Source organism: Pontibacter russatus (genome assembly GCF_009931655.1).
In the GTDB taxonomy this organism is placed as follows: domain Bacteria; phylum Bacteroidota; class Bacteroidia; order Cytophagales; family Hymenobacteraceae; genus Pontibacter; species Pontibacter russatus.
In genome coordinates, this window is sequence record NZ_CP047984.1 from 4,049,415 (window position 1) to 4,074,297 (window position 24,883).

17 protein-coding genes are annotated in these 24,883 nt (G+C 54.1%); 5 read left to right on the top strand and 12 right to left on the bottom strand.

Going from position 1 to position 24,883, the window contains the following annotated elements; genetic code table 11:
• Positions 1–156 precede the first annotated feature (156 nt).
• The 8 genes from GSQ62_RS16815 to GSQ62_RS16845 form a co-directional block, all read right to left on the bottom strand.
• Positions 157–549: a VIT1/CCC1 transporter family protein gene (locus tag GSQ62_RS16815; protein ID WP_161890590.1), complete on the bottom strand. Its 393-nt coding sequence runs from the start codon at positions 547–549 to the stop codon at positions 157–159.
• On the bottom strand, positions 492–671 hold the full coding sequence (locus tag GSQ62_RS21190) for a VIT1/CCC1 transporter family protein (protein WP_394351357.1): 180 nt from the start codon (positions 669–671) through the stop codon (positions 492–494). The genes GSQ62_RS16815 and GSQ62_RS21190 overlap by 58 nt, the downstream gene beginning before the upstream one ends.
• 121 nt (positions 672–792) lie before the next feature.
• On the bottom strand, positions 793–1,935 hold the full coding sequence (locus tag GSQ62_RS16820) for an efflux RND transporter periplasmic adaptor subunit (protein WP_161890591.1): 1,143 nt from the start codon (positions 1,933–1,935) through the stop codon (positions 793–795).
• A gap of 4 nt (positions 1,936–1,939) precedes the next feature.
• Positions 1,940–6,310, bottom strand: a complete 4,371-nt coding sequence (locus GSQ62_RS16825) for a CusA/CzcA family heavy metal efflux RND transporter (protein WP_161890592.1) — start codon at positions 6,308–6,310, stop codon at positions 1,940–1,942.
• Between the two features lie 19 nt (positions 6,311–6,329).
• On the bottom strand, positions 6,330–6,809 hold the full coding sequence (locus tag GSQ62_RS16830; protein ID WP_161890593.1) for a hypothetical protein: 480 nt from the start codon (positions 6,807–6,809) through the stop codon (positions 6,330–6,332).
• Between the two features lie 411 nt (positions 6,810–7,220).
• On the bottom strand, positions 7,221–8,519 hold the full coding sequence (locus GSQ62_RS16835) for a M20/M25/M40 family metallo-hydrolase (protein WP_161890594.1): 1,299 nt from the start codon (positions 8,517–8,519) through the stop codon (positions 7,221–7,223).
• Between the two features lie 369 nt (positions 8,520–8,888).
• Positions 8,889–9,452: a GNAT family N-acetyltransferase gene (locus tag GSQ62_RS16840; protein ID WP_161890595.1), complete on the bottom strand. Its 564-nt coding sequence runs from the start codon at positions 9,450–9,452 to the stop codon at positions 8,889–8,891.
• Between the two features lie 123 nt (positions 9,453–9,575).
• Positions 9,576–11,306 (bottom strand): GMC oxidoreductase, encoded by a 1,731-nt coding sequence (locus GSQ62_RS16845; protein WP_161890596.1) that lies wholly within the window; start codon positions 11,304–11,306, stop codon positions 9,576–9,578.
• A gap of 978 nt (positions 11,307–12,284) precedes the next feature.
• Between GSQ62_RS16845 and GSQ62_RS16850 the strand changes: the two genes are divergently transcribed.
• A complete protein-coding gene (locus tag GSQ62_RS16850) occupies positions 12,285–13,256 on the top strand; it encodes a toxin-antitoxin system YwqK family antitoxin (protein WP_161890597.1) in 972 nt (323 codons plus the stop codon).
• Between the two features lie 206 nt (positions 13,257–13,462).
• Positions 13,463–14,371, top strand: a complete 909-nt coding sequence (locus tag GSQ62_RS16855; RefSeq protein ID WP_161890598.1) for an acetoacetate decarboxylase family protein — start codon at positions 13,463–13,465, stop codon at positions 14,369–14,371.
• 320 nt (positions 14,372–14,691) lie between these two features.
• On the opposite strand, the gene GSQ62_RS16860 is transcribed toward GSQ62_RS16855, so the two are convergent.
• The 4 genes from GSQ62_RS16860 to fabG all read right to left on the bottom strand — a co-directional run bounded on the left by GSQ62_RS16860 (position 14,692) and on the right by fabG (position 19,703).
• Positions 14,692–15,363 carry a pseudouridine synthase gene (locus GSQ62_RS16860; RefSeq protein WP_161890599.1) on the bottom strand — a complete coding sequence of 224 codons (672 nt, stop codon included), beginning with the start codon at positions 15,361–15,363 and terminating at the stop codon, positions 14,692–14,694.
• A 25-nt stretch (positions 15,364–15,388) separates the two neighbouring features.
• Positions 15,389–15,988: a GNAT family N-acetyltransferase gene (locus GSQ62_RS16865; RefSeq protein ID WP_237586731.1), complete on the bottom strand. Its 600-nt coding sequence runs from the start codon at positions 15,986–15,988 to the stop codon at positions 15,389–15,391.
• Positions 15,989–16,377: 389 nt separating this feature from the next.
• A complete protein-coding gene (locus tag GSQ62_RS16870; protein WP_161890600.1) occupies positions 16,378–18,456 on the bottom strand; it encodes a vWA domain-containing protein in 2,079 nt (692 codons plus the stop codon).
• Positions 18,457–18,956: 500 nt separating this feature from the next.
• Positions 18,957–19,703 carry a 3-oxoacyl-[acyl-carrier-protein] reductase gene (gene fabG / locus GSQ62_RS16875; protein ID WP_161890601.1) on the bottom strand — a complete coding sequence of 249 codons (747 nt, stop codon included), beginning with the start codon at positions 19,701–19,703 and terminating at the stop codon, positions 18,957–18,959.
• Between the two features lie 244 nt (positions 19,704–19,947).
• Here fabG and GSQ62_RS16880 point away from each other — a divergent pair, with 244 nt between their 5' ends.
• The 3 genes from GSQ62_RS16880 to GSQ62_RS16890 all read left to right on the top strand — a co-directional run bounded on the left by GSQ62_RS16880 (position 19,948) and on the right by GSQ62_RS16890 (position 24,860).
• A complete protein-coding gene (locus GSQ62_RS16880) occupies positions 19,948–21,285 on the top strand; it encodes a peptidoglycan DD-metalloendopeptidase family protein (RefSeq protein ID WP_161890602.1) in 1,338 nt (445 codons plus the stop codon).
• Positions 21,286–22,004: 719 nt separating this feature from the next.
• On the top strand, positions 22,005–23,399 hold the full coding sequence (gene lpdA / locus GSQ62_RS16885; protein ID WP_161890603.1) for a dihydrolipoyl dehydrogenase: 1,395 nt from the start codon (positions 22,005–22,007) through the stop codon (positions 23,397–23,399).
• Positions 23,400–23,741: 342 nt separating this feature from the next.
• Positions 23,742–24,860, top strand: a complete 1,119-nt coding sequence (locus GSQ62_RS16890; RefSeq protein WP_161890604.1) for a fatty acid desaturase family protein — start codon at positions 23,742–23,744, stop codon at positions 24,858–24,860.
• Positions 24,861–24,883 lie beyond the last annotated feature (23 nt).

The following is a 24,883-nucleotide window of genomic DNA, read 5'->3' on the forward strand; positions in this document are numbered from 1 at the left end:
TCCGCAAGTGTTCCCAAAGCCCTGCGGCAGATTTCGCGGCCCAGTCCGATCTGGTTTTTGGTTTTATAAAATTCGAAATTGAAGCAGGAATTCACCGGTTTTTCCACCGGTGCATCGGGGGCATCTGCAGCAGTAAGCTGGTCCGGTGATCTTGCGTCATTTGGTAGGCCAGCAACAGAATGAGCGTGGTGAAAAATCACCGGAAGCGCTCTCGGCGTCTTGCCCGGTCAGTTGCAGCCACTTCCGAAGGGCCGCTTCCCACGCAGAGCCCTTCCATTCCTCGGTATTTGTACCAGGTTCTTCCTTCATCAGTATTTTATGGGGGTGTTCCGTGTCCTGTATGGTTGCGGCCGCCACGTGGTGCGCCTGTGCCCCGGGTATACCTTGGGCCATGTAAATGAGAGCCAGTCCGCGCATTTCGCCTTCCGGGGTGGTCTCGATTTCCAGCATTTCGAGCGCCCTCAGCCTTTTGTATTGCTCTTGCGAACTCTTCACCGAAATCCACTCGCCCAGGGCCATCGGCAAAGCAACGACCAGCAAACCGGCCATACCTCCAGCAACACGCCGCATTGACCATCGCTGGCACCCGCCACTCCCATCACCAGGCTCCTGCTGGTTACCAGTCCGTCGTTAGTGCCCAGTACGACAGCCCGCAGCGCGTTACCACCAATGGTGCCTTAGCCTTCTAAGCGGGAGATGTACTCGCCGGAGACCTTGCTTTTGTTGTTGAGCAGTGACTGCAAAGTTTTCACTTGTGTTGTGACAATCGGTAGTTGTTGTGTACCCGTATTTTTACTCTTTCTCTTTGTTTTTCAGCTTCATCAGCAGGGCATAGGCTCCCCTGGTCACGTAGGCCTGGCTTTCGGGGTGAAGCGTGGCGCTGGGCAGCAAAGCCGTATAGCCGTGTTCGGAGTTGCCGGTCTGTGCTTCCAGCATCTCAAAGATGCTGCTGTCCCGCGCCGCGAAAACGTATTGCTTGTTGCCGTAGCGCACAACGGCATCTTCGGGCAGGGTGTATGCTTGCTTGCTTTGCACCTCGATCTCCGCATTCATGAACATGCCGGGCACCAGCGAGAGATCTCCCTTCTCGAGGTGGCAGTGTACTTCCACGGCACGGTCGCCTGCTACATCCTTGCCTATATATATGACACTTGCAGGGTATTCTTTCTCTGGCTGGTTGGCCCGATGCGCCAGCACTTGCTGGCCAATCTCCAGCTTATCCAAATCCTTCTCAAAGACAGTGAGCATGAGGTGCAGATCGCGCGGGTCCACCAGTTCGAATAGCACATCCGTCGGCACGACGTACTTGCCAATGTTCACGTTCACTTTCGTCACATAGCCATCGATGGGGGAGTAGAGGCGCATGGTGCGGGTGAGCGTGCTCTCTGCGAGCCGGTCGGGGTTAACCCCGACCATGCGCAGTTTCTCTCCCAGCGCCTTCAGGAGCACCTGCTGGCTTTTGTAGTCGGCCTGTGTCTGCTGGTATACCTTGTCGCTGCTGGCCTTGCTCAGGTTCAGGTCGCGCTGGCGGTTATGTTCCTGCTCCAGGTATAACAGTCGGGCTTTGGCGGTGAGGTAATCCTGCTGCAACTCAATATAGGCCTGGTCTTCCAGCTCAGCCATCAACTGGCCTTTTTTCAGGTGCATGCCGGGCAGCAGGTCGGTTCTCTTGAGGTAGCCGCCCAGCGGCACGCTGACCGATACCAGGTTTTGCGGCGGCGCTTCCATCACGCCATTCACCTGCAGCACCGTGGCAATGGTTTTGCGTTTGGGTTTGGCTATTTCTACGTTTGCGTTCCTGAGTTGCGCTGGCGTGAGTTGCACCAGATTGGTCTCCTGCGGCGCTTCTGTAACGGTGGATTCAGACGGTTGCTCGCTACTGCAGCCGGTGAGCAGGGCAGCCGCAATAGAGTATATATAAAGTAGCTTTTTCATGGGGTTATCTTTTTCCGGTCAGGGCGTTGATCTCAAGGATGCTCTGGTTGTAGCTTCTGATAGCATCGAGGTAGCCAGTCTGGAGGGTAATGGCCTGGTTGGTGAGCAGCACCCACTCCAGGTAGTCGATCTCCCCGCCCCGGAACTGCTCGTCGGCTGTCTGGATGATGGACATGGCAGTGGGCAGGGCCGTCTGTTCGAAGTAGTCGAGGCTTTCGGTTGCCAGCTGGAACTGCTCCAGCGCCTTGCGCAGTTGCGTTTGCAGTGTCAGCTCTCCTGCGCTGTAGCTGTTGCGGGCGGTCTGCTCCCGTATCCTGGCGGCCTGTATCCGGGACTTCTGCGCACCAAAGAACAGCGGCACGCCCACTCCAAACTGCACGGCAGAAAAGCGATCGGAGCCAGTGAAATTCTTTTCCACGCCGTTCACATTCTGCAGGCCTCTGATGCTTTGGTTGTTGTAGCCCACCTGCAGGTCGGGGAGGAGTCTGGACTGTTCCACCCTGGTCTTCGCCCGGCTTACTTCCTGTTGCTGCTGCAGCAGTTCCAGGTAAGGGTGCTCGTCCACCGTTGCTGTATCGCCGGTTGCAGGCGGCGTCATTTTTAAGGGACGTGCAGCGGGAACATATACGGTATCCGTGCTGAGCAGCAACTGGAACTGTTGCTGCAGCCTGGCTATCTCCTGCTGCAGTTGCTTCAGCTGCAGGCTCACCTGCCCGCGCTGCGTCAGGGCCGTGTTTCTCTCGAGGATGTTGCTGGCGCCTTTTTCGAAGCGCAGTTCCGCGTTGCGCAGAAAGGTGGCGTACAGGCTGTCGGTGCGGAGCAGCAGCTTCTGCTTTTCGTGGGCATACAGCATGTCATAGTATACCTGCGTCACCTGCCATTGCAGTTCAAAAGCCGTCAATTCCGACTGCAGCATGCCCTGTTGCCACTCGCGCTGCAGCAGTTGCTTTTGCCGCATATACACCGTCGGGAAACTGATGCTTTGGGACACGCTGAAGCGGGTATCGCTGGATGTCGTGTTGATCTGTCCATACTCGCCGGACACCACAGTCTGTGGTACATCCCAGCCTGTTCCCTGCAGTTTCTGCAGCGAAGCTGCCTGCAGGCGCTCGTTCTGCAGCGGGAGGTTTTGGTGAAGTGTCTTTGCAACAGCTTTTTCCAGCGTGATGGGCTGCTGTGCGGAGGCCAGGTTCGGGAGGAGGAGCAGGAGGATGATGCCGACAGTAGTGGCAACCGGTTTGTCTACTTCCTTGTCGTGGTGCGCGGCTTTCTCAAAAAGGATGTAAAGCGAGGGGAGCACAAACAGGGTCAGAAAGGTGGCTACGATCAAACCACCGATCACCACCGTTGCCAGCGGTCGCTGCACTTCGGCCCCGGCGCCCATACTCAGGGCCATGGGGAGAAAGCCCATGCTGGCCACCGATGCTGTCATCAGCACCGGGCGCAGGCGTGTTTTAGTGCCTTCCAGCACGATTTCCTGCAGGGTGAGTCCTCCGGCGAGCCGGAGCCTGTTAAACTCAGCGATCATCACAATCCCGTTGAGCACGGCCACCCCGAACAAGGCGATAAAACCAACGCCAGCCGAAATACTAAAGGGCATGTCCCGTAGCCAGAGGGCAAATATCCCGCCGATGGCTGACAGAGGTATAGCGGAGTATATGAGCAGGCCGTAGCGCACCGAACGGAAGGCAAAGTAGAGCAGCAGGAAAATAAGTGCCAGTGATATGGGCACGGCCACCGTCAGGCGCTTACGGGCGGCTTCCAGGTTCTCGAATTCACCGCCATACACCACGTAGTAGCCGGGCGGCAGGGCCAGTTGCTGCGCTACTTTTTGCTGCAGCTCGTCCACGATGCTTTGCACATCGCGGCCACGCACGTTAAAGCCCACCATGATGCGGCGCTTGGCATCCTCGCGCTGTATCTGGTAAGGGCCTTCCTGTAGTTGCACATCAGCCAGTAGGTAGAGGGGCACCTGTTGCCCGGAAGGCGTCGGGACGAGCAGATTCTGCACGTCGTTCAGGTTCTGGCGCAGTTCTCCCTGCAGGCGTACCACCAGGTCAAAACGCCGCTCCCCTTCAAACACCAGCCCGCTGCTCACACCGGCAAAAGCGGCATTTACGGTCCGGTTGATATCGGCGATATTGGAGCCGTGTTGGGCAATGGCGGCATGGTTATACCGGATCACGATCTGCGGCATACCTGTCACCGTCTCCACGTACAGGTCGGTAGCGCCTTCTACGGTGGTGGCCAGCTCGCCTAAGCGGCTGGCGTAGCGGGCGAGCGTGTCCAGGTCCTCCCCGAAAATCTTACAGACCACATCCTGGCGGGCGCCCGTCATCAGTTCGTTAAAGCGCATCTGCACCGGGTACTGGAAACCAGCAGTTATACCAGGCACCTCCTGTATGGCATCGCCCATTTTCTCTGCCAGCTCATCAAAAGACGTGGCAGAAGTCCATTCGGCTTTGGGCTTCAGGATCACCATCATGTCGCTGGCTTCGATCGGCATCGGGTCGGTCGGTATTTCGCCGGAGCCGATCTTGGTCACCACTTTCTCTACTTCCGGAAAACGATCGAGCAGTATACCCGATGCCTGTTGCGTGGCTTTGATCGTAGTGTTCAGGTTGCTGCCTGTCAGTACACGGGTATCCACGGCAAAGTCGCCTTCCTCCAGCGCAGGTATAAACTCACCGCCCAGCGACATCAGCACCAGCACCGCCCCGGCAAACAGCAGCACCGCCCCGGTTATCACCATTTTGGGAAACTCGATCACGCGGCGCAGGCGCTTCTGGTAAAAATTCTCTATCCGGGCCATCATTTTGTCAGAGAACGTGTCCTTGTGGCTGATCTTCTTGCTCAGGAACAGCGCGCTCATCATCGGCACGTAAGTCAGCGACAGGATGGCAGCACCGATCAGGGCGAAGGATACGGTTTGCGCCATAGGCCGGAACATTTTGCCTTCTATACCTACCAGCGCCATGATCGGCAGGTATACGATCAGGATGATGATCTGCCCGAAGATGGCGCTGTTCATCATGCGGCTGGCCGATTGCTGCACCGTGTCATCCATTTCGGGCTGAGACAGACGGGTGGTGGTGGCAAAGCGCTTGTTAAAGTGAAAGGTATGGAGCACCGCCTCCACAATGATCACGGCACCGTCCACGATCAGGCCAAAGTCCAGCGCACCCAGGCTCATCAGGTTGCCGCTCACGCCAAAGGTGTTCATCATGGTAACGGCAAAGAGCATGGAGAGGGGAATAACAGAAGCCACGATCAGGCCTGCCCGCAGGTTGCCCAAAAACAGGACCAGCACAAACACCACGATCAGGGCACCTTCCAGCAGGTTTTTTTCCACGGTGCTGATGGCATTGTTCACCATCTTGGTCCGGTCCAGGAACGGCTCGATCACGACGCCTTCCGGCAGCGACTCGCGTATCTGATCAATGCGCGCCTTCACGTTCTGGATGACTTCATTGCTGTTGGCGCCCTTCAGCATCATCACCACGGCACCCGCCACTTCGCCCTGATCGTTGTAGGTCATGGCCCCGAAGCGGTTGGCATGGCCATAGCCTACTTCCGCCACATCGCGCAGGTATAGGGGCGTGCCGCTTTCTGTGTTCTTAACGGCAATGCCCCGGATGTCCTCCAGGCTGCCCAGCAGGCCCTCGCTGCGGATGAAGAGCACGGCGTCGCCTTTGTCGATGTAGGAGCCGCCGGTGTTCTGGTTGTTATTCTCCAGCGCCGTGAACACGTCTGAGATTGTCAGGCCGTAGGATTTGAGCCGGGCGGGGTCGATGGCAATTTCATATTGCTTCAAATAACCGCCAAAGCTGCTCACATCGGCCACACCGGGCACACCCAGGAGTTGCCGCCGCACGATCCAGTCCTGTATCGTGCGGAGTTCCATGGCATCGTACTTGCCCTCGTAGCCCTTTTCGGGACGCACCACGTACTGGTAAATCTCACCGAGGCCGGTGGTGACAGGCCCCAGTTCCGGCGTACCTACGCCTGCCGGAATCTGCTGCTGCACCGTTTGCAGCCGCTCCGCCACCTGCTGCCGGGCCCAGTACACATCCACCCCGTCCTCAAACACAATGGTGACCAGCGAAAGGCCGAAGCGGGAGAAACTGCGGATTTCTTTGATGCCGGGGATGTTGCTGTTGGCCTGCTCGACCGGAAAGGTGACTAGGCGCTCGATGTCGGGTGCGCCCAGTGAGGGCGCCACTGTGATGACCTGCACCTGGTTGTTGGTGATATCAGGTACTGCATCGATGGGCAACCGCATGAGGTTATATATACCCATCACGATTAACCCGATCACGAGTAAACCGATGATGAGCTTGTTCTGTATCGAAAAGGATATGATCCTGTTCAGCATGGCTTCTATAGCTTCACCGTCATCTTTCGCTGGCGTCGCTGTGCGCCTGCTGGCTTATCTGCTGGTCCGACTGCAACTCCGTATGCCTGATTTGTCCGCCCAGGTAGCCGACGCGCGCCATGGCCGCGAACGCCAGCAGCGTGAGGAGAGTGGCTATACTGAAAGGTACTTTGGAGGAATTACGGTACTGCAGCAGCAAGGCGGCCAGGGAGGCAATGCCTGCAGCGGCCATCACCCAAATAGCCAGTTCTGCGGCCTCTTCGTGTTCCTCCAAGGCGCTCTCTGATATGCCCGGCACATTTTCCACCCGCTCTTCGGCAGGTTCCCCGGTCAGGTACACCGGCACTGCCATGACTGTCATGGCCATGACGATGACGGCCGCTACCGCCTGTATGGTTTTCTGATTTCGCGCCATGCCCCAGAGCATGACGCCGCCGCCGATCAGGGTCCCGATGATCGGGAAATGATTCAGCAGCAGGTGAAGGTGTGTTAAGTCCATTGCTGTAGGTTAGAGATGTTGTTATATGGGTACGGCCGCTAAGTCGCGCTCACTTTTCTTAGGCATTTGTTCCCGGCTTTTTGGCAGCGTCTGCCAGCAGCAGTAAAGTTCATGTGCTTTTTTAATGCCCGGTTCTCATTTTCATGTCCATCTGCTTTTGATGAACATGGTAAATATACTATGGCATGGATTAATTTTATATGATTAAAATCATATCCATAAATGACCTTTAAACATTCTTTTGGGGATAATCCGGAACTTCAGGATTTTTCGGGATACTTTCTGTCCTTCTTTTTAGAACTTCCAAAAGGAATTCTCCTGATGCATGGGTTCCATGCTATTCACAGAAAAGTTAGAATGGAGTTCGAACATATGCTAGCCTGCACTGTCTGCGTATTCTCAGCACGCCTTTTACTTCACCTGCGATTTATCCACCCGTGCGGGCGTGTCTTCTCCGTTTACCACACCCACTGAGGCGAGGGCGATGGCTTTGATCATGTTGGTGAGGTGCGCCAGGTCCAGTTGCTCCAGTTCGTCGTTTACGGTGTGGTAGGTGGTGTCCTGGTCTATCTGCACCGAGGAGATGGTGTGCGCCGGAACGCCTAGGCGGGCGAGGGTGGCGTTGTCGGAGCGGTAGAAGAGGTTCTGCTCGGGGTAAGGGTCGGGGTGGATGTCGTAGGCGGTGCCTTCCAGCCTCTTCTGCATCAGCGGGCCCAGGTCAGAGCGCTCGAAGCCGGTGAGATAGGCAGTGTTGGGCCCGAACTTGGAAGGCTTGCCCACCATCTCGATGTTGAACATGGCCACGATCTGGTCCGGGTTCAGCTGCTCCGAGAAGTACCGGGAGCCGAGGCCGCCCATCTCTTCGGCCGCAAAGGCCACAAACAGCAGAGTGCGCTCGGGCTGTGGCTGCTGCTTGTAGTAGTCGGCCAGCATGATCATGGCGGTGGTGCCGGCGGCATCGTCGTCGGCGCCGTTGGCAATGCTGTCGCCCGCCTCCGGCTCCTGTATGCCGATATGGTCATAATGGGCCGAGAACACGACGTACTCGTTCTTGCGCCTGCCCTCTATCAAGCCGCCCACATTGGTGAGTTGCAGTTGCTCCACTTTGTTCTCTACTTCTATCTGGTAGCCGGAGGCAGCTTGCTCGTCCGTCAGGACAAACACTTTGCTGCCGCTCTGGCCGAGCTGCTGCTTTACCGTGCCGCTGCCCATATAGTGCCGGTAGCGGCCGAAGAGTTCCGCTTGCTTCGGATGCACCAGCACCAGCACGTCCTCCGGCGCCTCATTCAACTCACTGACCACGGCCCTTAAATCGTCCTTCTCGCTTACGACCAGCACCTTCCGTTTTTCTTTCCCGGTCCACTCCAGCTCCGCTTTATCCGTGATGGCAAACACGTGCTCCGGCTTTATCATTTTCCCGTTCAGTGTTGCCTCCTGCTGCTGGGGCAGCACGCGGTACATGGAGAAGGTTTGCCTCAGGTCATCTTCCCCGGGCAAAGGCTTCAGGCCAATGCGCTGAAACTCGTTCACTATAAAATCGGCGGCCTTCTCGATGCCCGGTGTGAAGGACGCGCGGCCCTGCATGTCATCGGCGCTCAGGGTCTGCACGATGCGGGAGGTTTCGGCCTGGGTGATAGGGGCCAGATTCTGGGCGGCTACCGTGTTGAGGCCGCAGGCAAGGGCAAGCAGGTTATATATGAATTTGTTCATTGTTATGATTATAGGAAAGATAGATAGCTTTACTTGGCGTCGCGCAGCAGTTTATATATGGACAGAAGTAAGAGCCCAATCAATAGTTACCGTTGGCTAATGAAGCCAGGCTGCAATTTACTTACAAAATATGACTCACCTAGCCCTCCTCGGAGGGGTTAGGGGTGCGTTTCCAGATCTTGAAATCCGCCAGTTTTACATAGCGCTACCTGCTGTTTATATAGGTCTGAGACAAAGTTTGCGCCTGACAAAGACAACCCATATATGGCGCTGCCACCGCGGAGGCTGCCGGCTCTATATGACCAGCTATATATGAATTGTGTCCATCGCTTCTGGTGCAGCCATATAGCCTATATGAAACCGCGGCTACTACTCCTGCTGCAGCCACTCGCGCTGCAGCAGGCTATATACCTCCAGGTCGTGGAAGCGCCCGTTCAGGTACTCGCCGTCGCGCTGCACACCCTCTAAGGTGAATCCTAATTTTTTGGGGATATTGCTGCTCCGGATGTTGCCGACGCCCGTCTTTATCTGTATCCGGTTCAGGCCCATCTCCCCGAACGCGTACTGCAGCAGGGCACTGCAGGAGCGGCGCATGATGCCCTGGCCCTGCAAATCGCCGGAGAGCCAGTAGCCTATTTCTGCCCTGCGGTTTACGTGGTCGATTTCCTTGAAGCCGATAATGCCCGCGATGCTTTTCTGATACAGGATGACATATACCTGCTCAGCGGTGTTTTTGCTGTCTGTCACGGCGCGCAGGTAGGCCTTCGTGTCCAGCACCGACTGGCTGAAGTCAATGAAGGGGAGCCACTCCCGCAAATATGCGCGGTGCGCGTCGATGAGGCGGTATAAAAAAGGCGCGTCCTCCACTGTGGCCAGCCGCAGGTAAAGGTCTGTGTCTACGGTAATGTAGTTGGTGTAGGAGCTTATTTTCATAGGTTGGGCTTTGAATGAGGTTCTGATAAAGAGGCTGAGCAGCTTCTCAGCAGCAGAGTGTGCTGCTGCATACCAATATTGGGGCAGGCATTCCTGCTTATATATGATTGTATATATATATGGCTACAGGTTTTGCTTTTTGAGCTCGGAGACAGCATAGTCGGCGGCTCTGGCCGTCAGGGCCATATATAAGATGGACGGGCTCTGGTTGCCGGTGCTGGTCATGCAGGCGCCGTCGGTCACGAACACGTTTTTAGCGTGGTGCAGCTGGTTCCATTCGTTCAGCAAGGAGGTTTTAGCGTCTCTTCCCATCCGCACGCCGCCCATCTCGTGGATGTCGAGGCCGGGCGCCTGCTTGTTGTCGTGGGTGTGGATGTCGGTGCAGCCCGCCTTTTCCAGCATCTCGCGGCTCTGCGTCAGGAAGTCCTGTATCATCTTCTCGTCGTTGTCGTCGTAGCCCACCGAGGTGACGAGCAAAGGAATTCCCCACTGGTCTTTCTTGTCTTTGCTCAGCCTGACATGGTTGCTTTCCTTCATGATGGTCTCGCCCTGCATGTACATATAGACCCCCCAGTTCGGGGCGGGCTGCGTCAGCATTTCCTTGTAGTCCGCGCCGATGCCCACCTCGTCCGGCACCTGGTTCGTTCGGGACCGGTAGCCGCTCATAAACGTGGTGAAGCCCCCGACATAATCGGTGTCCTGCTGGTGCAGGTTGCGGTAGTTGGCGATGATAGGCTCTGTGGGGTTGCGGCCAAAATAGTACTTGTCTTCAAAGCCCTCGACGGTGGCACCCGCCGAGCCCCTGTACAGATGGAAGCCGATGTGCTTGCCCAGCAGCCCGTTGTCGTTGCCGAGGCCATTGGGGAAACGGTTGCTGGTGGAGTGGAGCAGGATGAGGTTGCTGTTCAGCGCGGAGGCATTCAGGAAAATGACCTTGGCGAAATATTCGGTGGCCTCTTTGGTGTTGGTATCAATCACCCGCACGCCGGTGGCTTTGCCTTTGGCCTCGTCATATATAAGCGAATGCACCACCGAAAACGGGCGGATGGTGAGGTTGCCGGTTTTGGCCGCCCACGGCAGCGTAGACGACACCGAACTGAAGTAGCCGCCGTAGGGGCAGCCGCGCATGCACAGGTTGCGGGCCTGGCACTTTCCGCGGCCCTGCTGCAGGTGGATGTCCTGAGGCTGCGAGAGGTGCGCCCACCGGCCCTGCACGAGGTAGCGGTTGCCGTAATGCTCCAGAAAACTTTTCTGCAACGCTTTCTCCACGCAGTTCAGCTCGAACGGAGGCAGGAACTCGCCGTCGGGCATGGCTTCCACACCATCGTTGTTGCCGCAAACCCCGATGAATTTTTCGACATGGGAGTACCAGGAGGCTACATCCTTATACCGGATGGGCCAGTCGAGGCCGTAGCCGAAGCGGGCGGGGCTGCTGAACTCAAAATCGCTCCACCGCTGGCAGGCGCGGCCCCAGGTCAGGGATTTCCCGCCCACCTGGTAGCCCCGTATCCAGTCGAAGGGCTTCTCCTGCACATAGGGGTGGTCTTTGTCTTTGATGAAAAAGTGAGCGGTGTCTTCCCCGAACCCGGCGGCCTTGCTGATCAGCGGGTTCTCCTCCAGAAACTCCCGCGTCATCCGGCCCCGGTGCTCAAACTCCCAGGGGTTCATGGTGGCGGTGGGGTAGTCTTTGTTGTGCTCGACGTTCCTGCCGCGCTCCAGCACCAGTGTTTTGAGGCCCTTTTCACAAAGCTCCTTGGCAGCCCACCCGCCGCTGATGCCCGACCCGATGACAATGGCGTCGTACGTATGCTGCGCGGTTCCCGGGCCGTTGATGTTATGCGTTGCTTGCTGCATTTACAGTTCCTGTTTCTGTTTTTTATGGCTTTTTCTTCAGGAGAAAGTATAAAGTAAGAATTTTCAGAAGATTTTACATGCTTTGCTTTCTGAATTGTTGTGGAAGGTGCCTGGATATATATGGAATGTTTATTTTATGGATTGAATTAGGAGCCTTAGCGGATGCCCTTTATCTTAGTTAGCAGGAAAGTTTACTGCATAAATGGTTCTAAACATAGAGCGGAAGTATTTAAAAGTTGCTATATAATAGGTAGTACCACTTCCGCACATAGTGCAGATAACCGTAGATTCACATATATCTGAGAGTTGGCCGTGATTGTGGATTTACAGTTTTAAAAGTGGCGTGTCTTTCGGGCTTTTAAGGGGCTGGATGGCATCAAAGGCCATTAAAGCTAAGGCAACTTGCTCGGGAAAGAACCAAAGGCATAAATGGAATTTGGGCCGGAGAAGTCTTGCTTCGGCGATGCCGGGAGAAAGCGCGTGCTTTCGGACGGAAGCGTCCAGGCAAGACTGTGGTGGGCGAAGTTATACCTGCCAAATGACAAAGTCAAGTATAGAACTTCGCCCGAGTGGTTCTTTCCCGAGCAAGTTGCCGGCAATAGAGAGGCCAATGATTAGTTCGTCATTCTTTTTATTGCAGGCCAGCCCGGCGCCTGCGGCAACGTCGCTAATACCCCGCTATTAACGGCATTGCCTCCGGCTAAAGCGCCACTTAGAAAGTGATTTTAAATTGGTGTAAATTCCCACAACCATCCGGGTTGTTTTCCCTTATTAAAAACACGCAGAGCCGGGAGAAAAAAGGGAAAAACAACCCCGACCAACACTGCCCATAAGACATTGAATCAAGTCAGACAAGCTTCACCGTCTTATGGCCGGTTCCGTTGGGCAATACATAAAGCAAATAAAATATAGAATTCCGTTACCATTCTACTCAACATTACAAACTATGCTGCAGTGCAGGCATCGAAAATTTAAGCAATGAGAAAAAAGAGAAGCTACAGAAAATTTATTCCTGTTATATTCATTGCAGTAGCGGTTCTCTTTTTCCTGAGTAAGGTATATGAGAAGGACAAAAGGACTGAATACTACTCGTCAGGAGAAATCAAACAAGAGTACTATGTGAATAGTGAGGGTGGAGCAGACGGTAGATTAACCGAGTACTTTGAAGGAGGAAGCATTTCTTCTCTGGTTGACTTCAAAGACGGAAAGCAGCATGGTTGGTCACAGTTCTTCCACAAGAATGGGACAATGCGTAAGAAAACTTATTTTGAAAATGGTGTGCAGCAGGACACGCTTGTGACTTTCTATAGTGACGGTGTCGTAGAGACAGCCTTTTCAATCAGAGACGGTAAAAAACATGGTCATTATGTTTATTACTTTGGAAACAGTAAGAAGAAGGAAGAAGGAATCTACCAAAATGACAAGTTGGAAGGTGAAGTCGTTTCCTACAATAACAGTGGGCAAGTAGCGGCAAGGGGTTATTATGACTCAGGCGCACGCTACGCATTAATAAGGGATGCAAACGGTACGCAGGAGTATATTAGTTTCCCAGCAGGTTTCAACGTGACCATGCCCTCAAGCTTTAAGCTGGACTCGGTCAGCTCGAATACATTTGCTTTATTCAAGAATAAGGAGGAAGGTATTAGTCTGATGATGGGTGCAAATGCAAGCTCTCAGCCATTAAGCATTGAAGTTAGCAAGCAAACAAAAGAGGCACAAGGCGCAAACAATCTAAAAGAAGTTAGCATGGAAGAAATGGTGATTGGTGATGTGAAGGCCCAGTCTGTTGTGCTGTTAAATAATGATTCAAATGAGTATTTAAACTTGTTCTTTCTTAAAAAGGATGACACCTTGATTAACATCTACTTCTTTGTGCCAGCCTCAAAAATGGCAGAGCATGAAAGCAGTATGCATGAAATACTAAAAAGCTTCTCATTTGAGGCAGCATGATTGAGCACTCTGATTCCTTGGTTTAAGAATTGCAATGCCCAACCACGTGTAGACTCTATGCTTCGGCTACGCCTTGCACATCGTCTACACAAGCACGTTAGTGGTCATTCCTCAAATTAGAAATTCTAATTAATTTCCCGAGTTAACACCAGCCATTTCTATATAAATTTTTGTAATTTCTGGTATGATAACTAATTCACCAAATTGTGTTTGGAAGAAAAGACATAAAGCATGACCTTTTTGAAGGTACTCGACCTGCTTCGAAAGGAAAAAACGGCGAATTAGATTTACCGATATTATATTTCAGGAATGATTATGCTTATGCCTGTTTTACGGCCGATGCCGAAAAAGTGAAGCATTTTCTGCCATCGGATAAATTGCACCTGATTAAAATATCCCAAAAACGTTGCGTAATTTCTATAGCTGTTTCAAATTTCATTCATACAACAATAGGTTCCTATGGGGAGATAGCTATTGGCATTCCGGTAACATTTAATAAGAAACAGAAGGGCTTGTTGTCGCTTATCCGTCAATCACAGGACCCGGCTTTTGGTATACTTATACAGCATTTACCGGTAACATCCCAAGCGGCTTTAATTGCTGGAAGGTCAGAATGGGGATACCCAAAGTTTATTGCTGACATGAATTTTCAATGCAACACAAACACCTATGGGTGTAATCTTTCATCTGACGGGAAAAAGATTTTTGATATACAGATGGATAAGCGTGGGTTTTTAATGCGTGACGACAGACCCCTTGTATGTTTTGGTGTACAAAACGGCAATTTGATTAAAGAAATTAATCCGGCTTCTGGCATATCAGCGGTTAACTTCAATATTTCCGGTATATCTACATTAAATGTTTATTCCGGTCATCCCATGTCTGATGATTGGCTAAGTATAAATCCTTCTAAAAAGCCCTTTATGGTTGTGTTCAATCATTCACATCAGGTTTATCTCCCGGAAGGAACTATCATTGAGACCGGCGTTCGTCCAAATGACGGAAATGTTTTCTTAAATGGCGGGAAAGATGGAATACATACCGTATGTTACAATGGTACTATTTATGAGCTCACAAACGCAAGTAAAGATACCATGATATGTAATATAAAATAATAACGAACCACTAACCACACCTAAAAAGCACTAAAGCACTTTTTAGCCTTGTCCGTTAAATAAATTTTGATTCAACAATCATATCCATTAATCCAGTCCCTAAACTAAGTTAATGTATTGCAACTTGCTGATATATAAATAAAAGCACAAGCATAATTGTGATGTATAGCAACATTCACTGATGAAGTCTCCTGCCGCCGATGCCTCTCAGATAAAACTGGAAAAGCTATCATGCTGTGCGAAGAGTACAATATAGTTGCAATTCACAGATTATATAGATTGCAGCTTTATGCATGCATAGCAAACTGCCATCGTGCTTCTCAGTTTATCTGCTTCCGGAAACCGCTTTGCCCGCCGCGCTTTCCTTTGCCGCTGCCGAGGTTTTTGCTTCGGATGCCGCCACTGCTTTTCGGACTTCCTTTCCCGGCGATGGCTTTTAGCTGCGTTACTTCCTCCGGTGTCAGTTCGCAGTACTCGCCGGGCTGCAGGTTGCCGAGGCTGAGCGATCCGATAGCCGGGCGTATGAGACGCAGCGTGGGATAGCCCACGGCGGCCGTCATGCGGCGCACCTGCCGGTTCATGCCCTGCGCAATCTTGATTTCCAGCCAGGTGGTCGGGATGTTCGCCCGGAAGCGGATGGGAGTGGAGCGCTCCCATACCTGCGGCTCCTCCTCCAAGAGCCGCACTTTGGCCGGGGCTGTTTTCGTCTCTTTGATGCGCACACCCAACCGAAGCCTTGTCAGGGCTTCATCCGTCGGAGTGCCTTCTACCTGCACCCAGTAGGTTTTCTCTACCTTAAACTGCGGGTCGGAGAGGCGGTGCTGCAGCGTTTTGTCGTCGGTGAGCAGCACGAGGCCCTCGCTGTCGTAGTCGAGGCGGCCGACGGGATATATGCCAGGTACTTCCACGTAATCTTTCAGCGTGGCGCGGCCGGCCTCATCGGTAAACTGCGTGAGCACTTCGTAAGGCTTGTTCAGGAGGTAGTATTTCAAGGAATTAGAAATTAAAAATTAGAAATTATGAATTAGGGTTAGCCTGCGCTTGCGCCCAGGTTGCTTTCAAATCTTCAAATTCGGGGCGCAGCAGCGAGAACAGCACCGAGTCTTCCAGCACCTCGTTCACCATATAATGGTTGCGGAGGAGGCCTTCCTTTTTGAAGCCGTAGCGCTTAAGCAGTTGCAGCGAGGGCACGTTGCGCGGCGAGGCCAGCGCCTCCACCCGGTACAGGCCCATCTGCTCGAACCCATACGCCAGCACGGCCCGCAGAGCCTCCGTCATCAGTCCTTTGTTTTTATGGGCTTCGCTCGTGAGGATATAACCAATCTCTGCCCGCCGGTGCGTCGGTACCCAGGTATGGAAATCGCAGCGGCCAATCACCTGTCTGTCCTGCTTATCCAGCAGGTGGAAGTTTTGGAAGGAAGTAAAGTAAGTGGTCATCCCTTCGTCAAACCGCCGTTTCGCCTCTTCATATTCCGCTGGGGTGGACAAGCCAAGGTACGCTTTTATCTCCCGTTCGCTGCACGACCTGAAAAGCCTGCCATATAGGTCCGGCGTCAGCTCCCGCAGGAGCAGCCGCTCTGTTTCAAGCAGCGTGGGAGCAGGAAGCATTGCCAGCATATAATTTAAAAGGGAAACAGGTATCAGGACAAAAGACGTAAGACTTTAAACGCTGGTAAGGCTCCTATATATAGAAGCCTTACGCAAGACATACTTTGTCCCCCTTTGAAGGGGGTGAGGGGGATAACACCACTTGTAGGCAATCATATCACGAGATAGTGTTCGGAACTATTCCTATATTAAGCCAGAGCAGTTTGGGTACTCCCAGCCGCCTCTCATCCACCTGCCCACTTCAAAGAGGGGCTTTCTCACATTGCTTAAACTTTTTGTGTAAGTCCTATATATTTTACAAGTCTGAAAAGTTGATACGAAGATAATGGCAGTATCGCGTCTGATGGAACATGAACACCACAACAATTTAACCATCAAGCCATTCAACAATTCAGCAATCAATAGCTGCCGTTGTACTTCCGCACGAACCACTCCACGCACATAAGCCCCAGAATCAGGAAAAACAGCCATTTCAGGTCCACCAGTTCCTGGAGTTCTTCCGCGCTGTAGATAACGTCTTTGTGGTCGGCGCCGAGCAGGTCCTGCTCCAGTTGCTGCAGCTGCGCCGGGTAATATAACTTTGAGTTGGTGTTGCTGGCCAGTTGGAAGAGCAGGTTGTGGTCGGCCACGGCGTTAAGGGCCTCCAGTTGCAGTTCCTCCACCACAAACTCGCCCTTGTCCTGCTGCTGTTGCCCGTTTATGCTGGCTGAGGCCGTGTAAGTGTAGCGCCCGCCGGGCAGGGTGCCGATGTTCACCCCCGACTGGTTCTCGCCGTTGGCAAAATTGAAGCGCTTTGTCTCTTCGTCTTCGCCCGTTACGCTCAGGGTGATGTTCTGGCCATATATGGGTTCCAGCGCCTCGTTGTAAGCCTCGGCGTTAAACCGGATTTCGTCGGAGCTGGTGTATTCTTCCTGCGTCGGGTACACGTTCAGGCGCTTTTTGTTGCGGGGAGCGCTCAGCAGTTGGATGAGGTTGGTGATGAGCTCATTATATACGGCTGGCTGCTCGTTGTTGGCCGCCTCCGTGATGCGCCATTGCCAGGTGCCGGACGCGAGGAGGGTGGCGTTGCGCTTGTCGCCGGCAGTTTGCACGGCCAGCAGCGGTTTGGTGGTGCGCACCTGCCCCACCTGCTGGTACAGCACCACCTCGGTGTTGGGGGCGATGCGTACCTCGCCGTAAGGCACCCGCGCGGGCGGGTACTGCTCCAGCTGTTCGGATGCGGCCTCCGGAAGCTTAAACGTTGTGAAATTTCCGCTTGCCACGGCGGTCACTTCGTCTGTCTGGCCGCTTGCGTTGATGTTGAGCCCCACATTCAGGCGGTTGTAGGCGTCGAGGTCGCTCTGCGGGCCGAGAATATAAAGCGCAGGCAGGTTTTTCTGGCGCACCAGGTTCAGCGCGTCCTCACCTCCCGCCCCGCGCCTTGGCAACTGGTGCAGCACCGCCACATCATAGTCCTGCTTTTTGAGGGTGTTGAGGCCGGGTATATATAGCTCGGTTTCGTAGTTCTCGTTGGTCTCGATGGCGGTGCGCAGCGCGCTGATGTCGGGATGCGGGGCGGCCGCGGCTATCAGCACCTTTATCTTGCCTTTCACCACGTCTATATAGGCGTGCTTGGTGTTGTTGAGGGTGGTGAACTCGCCCTGCAGCGGCTGCACCTGCACCTCGTAATGGCGCTTGCCTAGTCCTCCGGCCAGCACCTGGAACGGCACCTGCTGCACCGGCTGGTCAGGGTTCAGCGTCACGGTTTTGCGGTCGATGGTTTTGCCGTTTTCCTGCAGGGCGACGGTGGCCTGCGTACCGCCGAAGCCCTCCTGCTGCAGTTCCACCTCCAGCGGGAAGCGGCTGCCGCTGTAATTCACTTTGTTGTAGCGCAGCGAGGCCACCAGCACGTCTTTCTTCGGCACAGTGTCGCCCACAGCCACGGGGTATATGGTGAAGTTGTAGTTGGCGTAAGTAGGGGAGATGCCCTGGTTCACGATGCCGTCCGACAGCAGCACCACGCCCGCCAGGTTCTGCCCGGTATAGTCGTCCTGCACCTCCGATAGCAGCTGGCTCAGGTTGCTCGTCTCGGCGGCATATTGAATTGCTGTGACATCTTGCGGGCTCTGTTCTGCAAGCGTGCGCACCTCGGTTTTATATCCTTCGCTCTGGAGTTTCTCGCGCAGCGCCTGCAGGCCCTGCTCCGCCTGCTGCAACTGTACCGAGTCAGAGAAAAGCGAAACGGATCGGGAGTTGTCTACCGCGAAAACGATAGTGGGCTCCACGGTGGTGTTGGCCACGTAGCGCACCAGCGGCCCCAGCAGCAGAAAGCACAGGAAGCTCACCACCACAAAGCGCAGCCCGGCCAGCATATAGTTGACGGACTTCGGCCAGGGCGTGCGCTTGCTGTACAGCAGCCACGCATAAAGCAGGCCCGCGGCCAGGCAAACCAGCAGCAGCCAGGGCGAGTACGTGGTGATGAGTCTGAAGGAATCCAAATTTTATGAATTACGAATTACGAGTTCCGGATTACGAATGAGCTTTGCTTTGCCCGTAAAATGGCCGGGCCATATATAACGTGAAAGCAAGGCTTCTATTTCTATGCCTATAATTTTCGGGTTATATATAACAAGCGGGCAGGACGTTTATATACGGGTACTAAAGATAAAAGAAAAAGACCAATGCTGCTAACGCAAAAGCCAGCGCATTGGTCTCTATATACCCCTAATCGGTTGAAAAGATAAGTTACACCATTATCAATCAGATTTTACACATGTTCGTTTTGAAACTATATCCAACCACCCCTGCCCCTCCTTGTCCTTTTCGAGGGCCCTTACCCCCAGGAGGGGAGTTCTTCTTACTACTTATTCATTCTTCCTCAAGACAAGCGGCTGATTATATATGGATATATGATGTGCTCATTTTGATAGCTATATCTTCAACTATAGTCTTATGACAACTGATTCATATACCCTAATTCGTAATTCGGAACTCGTAATTAAGTCAGCATGCCACCGTCTACCTGCAGCACCTGCCCGCTGATATAAGCAGACTGGTCGGAGGCCAGGAACACCGCCGCGTTGGCCACATCCTCGGGCGTGCCGCCGCGCTTCAGCGGAATGGCCTTGCGCCACTCGTCCACCACCTTCTGGTCCAGTTCGGCGGTCATCTCCGTTTCGATGAAGCCCGGCGCGATGGCGTTGCAGCGGATGTTGCGGGAGCCCAGCTCCAGCGCCACTGACTTGGTGAAGCCGATGATGCCCGCCTTGGAGGCCGCGTAGTTGGCCTGACCCGCATTGCCCTTGATGCCCACCACCGAGGTGATGTTGATGAGGGAGCCGCTCTTGGCGCGCATCATGTGCTTGGTGGCCGCCTTGGTCACGTTGAACACGGACTTCAGGTTGGTGTTGATCACCGCGTCCCACTGCTCCTCGTTCATGCGCATCAGCAGCCCGTCGCGCGTAATGCCCGCGTTGTTCACCACGATGTCCAGCCTGCCAAACTCCTTCACGACGTCCTCCACCAGTTGCTCTGCCTGGGCGGTGTTTGCGGCGTCGGAGCGGTAGCCTTTCGCTTTGCCGCCCCCGGCGGAGAGTTCCTGCTCCAGTTGCTGGCCTTTCTCCACGCTTGACAGGTACGTGAACGCCACCTGAGCGCCCGCCTCCACAAATTTCTGCGCGATGGCGCGGCCTATTCCTTTGGATGCCCCGGTTACCAGGGCCACTTTTCCTTCTAATGCTTTCATAGAGGCCAAAGATATAAAAGATTTTAATATTTGGCGGAACAGGGGCGGATTAGCCCTAAACCGCTGGTTATTTGTAGTTTATATGCTTGCAGGCGCAGGTGTATATATCGGAGAGATGCTATCCTTTACGCCGGAAGATACAGGGTAACATATTTGTAGTCTGAATATTGTCTTCGGCTATACTTTTATTTGTAATGGTTAAAGCCTATTTTCGTGACGATTATTCAACCAAAGGTATTACGAGATGTTCAAAAGCAGCAAAGGGCTTGCCACCCTCTTCGCTTTGTTGGTGCTGGTTTTCTTTACCGCAGAGTACACCCTCCAGTTCAGCGCCGAGCGCCTGATGGCTCAGCCAAAGGAAACCGCCCCCGCGCCTGATGCCGTGGAGGCAGAGGCGGAGGAAGAAAAAATGCCGGCCCCCGTCGTCTACGGCATCCCCACCGACTCGCTGGTGCTCGTGGAGGACGAGATTGCGCGCGGCGAGAGCCTGTCGGAGATTCTTTCCGGCTATAATATCTCTCCCGCCCAGATAGACGAGCTGGCCAAAAAATCGAAGGACGTGTTTAACCTGCGCCGCATTGCCGCCAACCGCAGCTACACGCTGCTGCACGCCCCCGACTCTGCCCAGACGGCGCAGTATTTTATATATGAGCCGAACCAACTGGAGTACATCATATATGATTTGCGCGGCGACATGTGCGTGACGAAGGTGAAACGGGAGATGGAAGTGCTGGAGCGCACTCTGGCGGGCACTATCGAAAGCTCGCTGTTCGAGTCTATTGTGGCGGCGGGCGGCTCGCCGCAACTGGTGAACAAGTTTGCCGACATCTACGCCTGGCGCCTCAACCTGAACCGCATCCAGCCCGGCGACAAGTTCAAGCTTATATATGACGAGAAGGTGGTGAACGGCACCTCCATCGGTTTCAGCAACTTGAAGGCCGCTTTTTTTGAGCACCAGGGCGAGCCGCTCTACGCCATCGCCTTCGACCAGGGCGACGGCGCCAGCTACTATGACGAGCAGGGGAAGAGCATGAAGAAAGCTTTCCTGAAGGAGCCGCTGGAGTACACCCGCATCAGCTCGCGCTACACCAAACGGCGCTTCCACCCGGTGCAGAAGCGCTACAAGGCACACCTGGGCACCGACTTCGCCGCCCCCACCGGCACGCCTATCCGCACCGTGGGCGATGGCGTGGTGCTGGAGGCCCGCTACACCCGGGGCAACGGCTATTACGTCAAAATCAGGCACAACAAGACCTACACCACGCAGTACCTGCACATGTCGCGGTTCGCTAAGGGCATGAAGCCTGGCAGGCGCGTGAAGCAGGGCCAGACGATCGGCTACGTGGGCAGCACTGGCCTGGCCACCGGCCCGCACCTCTGCTACCGCTTCTGGAAAAACGGCCGCCAGGTGGACGCCCTCAACGTGAAGCTGCCGTCGGCCAACCCGATCAGCAAGCAGTTTGAGGAGGAGTTTGAGACTGTGAAAGAGGAGACCGTGAAGCGGATGGAGGCAATTGATATAGCCGATGCAAGACCGGACCTGCTGGCAACCGGCAAATCAGGACAGACTAGCGGCGTTTAAGCGCTTATATAGCAAAACATACTGATATTGAGAAAGGCGCCCTTACGGTGCCTTTCTCTGTTTATATATGAGCAGCCTATATATAAGCTTCTCCTAATTCCGGTGATCATCGCTGGTGCGAGCTTGTAGGTCGTACCGTTAATACTCCACACCAGAAAGTCTTATTATATCCGGCGAAAAATAATGTTTCAGAAGCAGTGCTGCCGTGTCCATTGAGCAAACGCATGCCTGCGTTAAACAGGGCTATATATCTTTTTTAACGTGAACTCGGGAATTATTCTGCCTGAGCTTGTAGCCGCGGTCCATGCCTCGGGCTTCACTACTTTTAAGTTCTATAGCTGGTTTTGGTGCTCTCAGGCCGAGAGGCCTCGTTTCCCCCTTCAGCACTGTGTAGCTGAAGCGGCCTTCGCTCTGCTCAGGCTGCCTTACTGCGTGTGGCACAGCAACATCTACAAGGTGCCTCAGGTGAAAACTGGAAACGGTTTCGCTCTGAGCCAGTGAGTTTGATATTGTAATTGGTTTAATATCATAATATTGCATTTAATTGATTCCCGAGTTCACGTTTTTTACCTGAATTAGCGCTTGACCATCATCCTATATGCTTTCTTTCAGGGAATTGCGCCACATGGCGTTAAAAGGAGAAGCCGGTGCGGCGGCGGGTTTTGCAGTGTTGGGATTTAAGGCTATTTTTGCTCATCAACTATATATAAAGAGAGACTATGGCATCAAAATACGATCTGGTAGTGCTTGGTAGTGGTCCGGGAGGTTACGTGGCGGCTATCCGCGCCTCGCAGCTGGGCCTGAAGGTGGGTGTTGTCGAGCGCGAGTCGCTGGGCGGTATCTGCCTGAACTGGGGCTGTATCCCGACCAAGGCACTGCTAAAGAGCGCAAACGTTTTTGAATATATCAACCATGCCGCTGATTACGGCATTACAGTGGGCGACGCGTCAGTGGACTTCGGGGCGGTGATAAAGCGCAGCCGGGGCGTGGCCGACGGCATGAGCAAGGGCATCCAGTTCCTGTTCCGCAAAAACAAGATCGACGCCATCATGGGCACCGGCAAACTGACGGGCAAAGGCAAGGTAGAGGTGACCAGCGCCGACGGCAAAAAGGAGACGATAGAGGCGACCAGCATCATCCTGGCAACGGGCGCCCGCTCCCGCGAGCTGCCCAGCCTGCCCATCGACGGCAAGAAGATCATCGGCTACCGCCAGGCAATGGCCCTGGACAAGCTGCCTGAGTCGATGGTGGTGGTGGGCTCCGGGGCCATCGGGGTGGAGTTTGCCTACTTCTACAACGCCATGGGCACTAAAGTGACGGTGGTGGAGTATCTGCCGAACATTGTGCCGGTGGAGGACGAGGAAGTGTCCCGCCAACTTGCCAAGTCTTTCAAGAAGGCTGGCATCGACATCATGACCGATTCGGAGGTGGCCTCTGTAGACACCAGCGGCAAGCTTTGCAAAGTGAAGGTGAAATCGGCCAATGGCGAGCAGACGCTGGAGGCGGAGATCGTGCTTTCGGCGGTAGGCATCCAGACGAACCTCGAGAACATCGGCCTGGAGGAGCTTGGCGTAAAAGTGGACCGGGGCCGTGTGGTGGTGGACGAGTTCTACAAAACCAATGTGGATGGCATCTACGCCATCGGTGACATCGTGCCGGGTCCGGCGCTGGCGCACGTGGCCTCTGCGGAAGGCATTATCTGCGTGGAGAAAATTGCTGGCCATCACCCAGAGCCTTTGAACTACGGCAACATACCGGGCTGTACGTACTGCAGCCCGGAGATCGCGTCGGTTGGCCTGACAGAGAAAGCGGCCCGCGAGCAGGGGCTGGATATAAAGGTGGGCAAGTTCCCTTTCTCAGCCTCGGGCAAAGCCAGCGCAGGCGGCGTGAAAGACGGCTTTGTGAAAGTGATTTTTGATGCGAAGTACGGCGAGTTTCTGGGCGCGCACATGATAGGCGCCAACGTGACCGAGATGATTGCCGAGGTGGTGGTTGCCCGCAAGCTGGAGACAACCGGACACGAGATCATCAAGGCCGTACACCCGCACCCCACCATGAGCGAGGCGATTATGGAAGCCGCCGCCGCCGCATACGACGAAGTGATTCACCTGTAGCAGGGTATATATAAAAGAGGCAAGTGAGGCTGGTCGAGATTTCGGTCAGCCTCTTTTGTTGGTTCAGCCGCTGGCACAGGCGGGTGGCATACTGCGGGCGGGGCTTTTATTCAGGGTGCCGTACTTTTCACAATATTTATATATAACTTGTACGGATTCATCCCTTTTGTACGTATTTATTTAGAGCTTTAGCATAGCTTGTCAGTATTTATTACTACTCCCGGCGGCTTTATCTGAACTTAAAGTCACAGGGATACCTTTAGAGGTTAGAGGTACCCGCCCATCACCCCATGCACTTTCAGCATTTCGTGAGTGTGTATATTTACCACACAAATCCCCTATATGAGTCTTAAAGGCAAAGTTAAATTCGTACCCAAAGATAAAAATCTCTTCTTCGCCACCCTGCGCAAGCGCGTAGACAAGCACTTCTTAGAGAACAATATCCCCAAAACCGCTACCACGGCAATGGTCGTGAAAAGCGTCGTGCTGCTGAGCTGTTATTTGTTGCCTTTTGTCGCACTTCTGGCTTTTCAGCCGGCATGGCCGTTGAGCCTGCTGCTTTGGTTTGTAATGGGCCTGGGCGTGGCCGGTATCGGGATGAGCGTGATGCACGACGCCAACCACGGGGCCTTTTCGAGCAGCAAGCGCGTCAATACCCTGATGGGACACACCCTGAACCTGGTGGGCGGCTCCGCCTTTAACTGGAAACTGCAGCACAACATCCTGCACCACACCTACACCAACGTGGTGGAGATGGACGAGGACATACAGGACAGGCTGGTGCTGCGCTTCTCACCACATACCAAGGTTAAGTTTTTTCATCAGTTGCAGTGGGTGTATGCCTTCGTTTTTTACGGGCTGCTCACGCTATACTGGGTGGTGGCGAAGGATTTTGTGCAGTATGGCCTGTTTATCAAAAACGGGGTGAACGCCAACTCTGCTGCTGAAAACAGAAACTGGCTCCTGAAGCTCATCGCCATGAAGGTGCTTTACTTTTCGGTGATGCTCGCGGCGCCTACGCTGCTGTTCGGAATCCCGTTCCTGCAGGTGCTGCTGGGCTTCCTGCTGATGCACTTCGTGGCGGGCATCATTCTGACGGTGGTGTTCCAACTGGCCCACACCGTGGAGGGCACGAGCCACCCGAGGCCGGATGCGAACGGCAACATCGAGAACGACTGGGCCATCCACCAGATGAACACGACCGTCAACTTCTCGCGCAACAGCAGGCTGCTCTCGTGGTACGTGGGCGGGCTGAATTTCCAGATAGAGCACCACCTGTTTCCGCGCGTATGCCACGTACACTACCCCGCCATCGCTTGCATCGTGAAAGAAACGGCCGCCGAGTTCAATATACCTTACCTGGAGAATGAGACGTTCGGGCAGGCTGTCCGCTCCCATATCGCCACCCTGCACCGCTTCGGGAGGTTTCGGCTACCCGACATGAACGACGCCATTGGCTAGCCGGAAAACAACGAAGCGGCTTC

Coding starts and splice junctions, on each gene's coding strand:
- GSQ62_RS16890 (WP_161890604.1), top strand. CDS start 23,742: ATGAGTCTTAAAGGCAAAGTTAAATTCGTACCCAAAGATAAAAATCTC.
- GSQ62_RS16850 (WP_161890597.1), top strand. CDS start 12,285: ATGAGAAAAAAGAGAAGCTACAGAAAATTTATTCCTGTTATATTCATT.
- GSQ62_RS16840 (WP_161890595.1), bottom strand. CDS start 9,452: ATGAAAATAAGCTCCTACACCAACTACATTACCGTAGACACAGACCTT.
- GSQ62_RS16835 (WP_161890594.1), bottom strand. CDS start 8,519: ATGAACAAATTCATATATAACCTGCTTGCCCTTGCCTGCGGCCTCAAC.
- GSQ62_RS16865 (WP_237586731.1), bottom strand. CDS start 15,988: ATGCTGGCAATGCTTCCTGCTCCCACGCTGCTTGAAACAGAGCGGCTG.
- GSQ62_RS16845 (WP_161890596.1), bottom strand. CDS start 11,306: ATGCAGCAAGCAACGCATAACATCAACGGCCCGGGAACCGCGCAGCAT.
- lpdA (WP_161890603.1), top strand. CDS start 22,005: ATGGCATCAAAATACGATCTGGTAGTGCTTGGTAGTGGTCCGGGAGGT.
- GSQ62_RS16815 (WP_161890590.1), bottom strand. CDS start 549: ATGGCCGGTTTGCTGGTCGTTGCTTTGCCGATGGCCCTGGGCGAGTGG.
- GSQ62_RS16880 (WP_161890602.1), top strand. CDS start 19,948: ATGTTCAAAAGCAGCAAAGGGCTTGCCACCCTCTTCGCTTTGTTGGTG.
- fabG (WP_161890601.1), bottom strand. CDS start 19,703: ATGAAAGCATTAGAAGGAAAAGTGGCCCTGGTAACCGGGGCATCCAAA.
- GSQ62_RS16830 (WP_161890593.1), bottom strand. CDS start 6,809: ATGGACTTAACACACCTTCACCTGCTGCTGAATCATTTCCCGATCATC.
- GSQ62_RS16820 (WP_161890591.1), bottom strand. CDS start 1,935: ATGAAAAAGCTACTTTATATATACTCTATTGCGGCTGCCCTGCTCACC.
- GSQ62_RS16825 (WP_161890592.1), bottom strand. CDS start 6,310: ATGCTGAACAGGATCATATCCTTTTCGATACAGAACAAGCTCATCATC.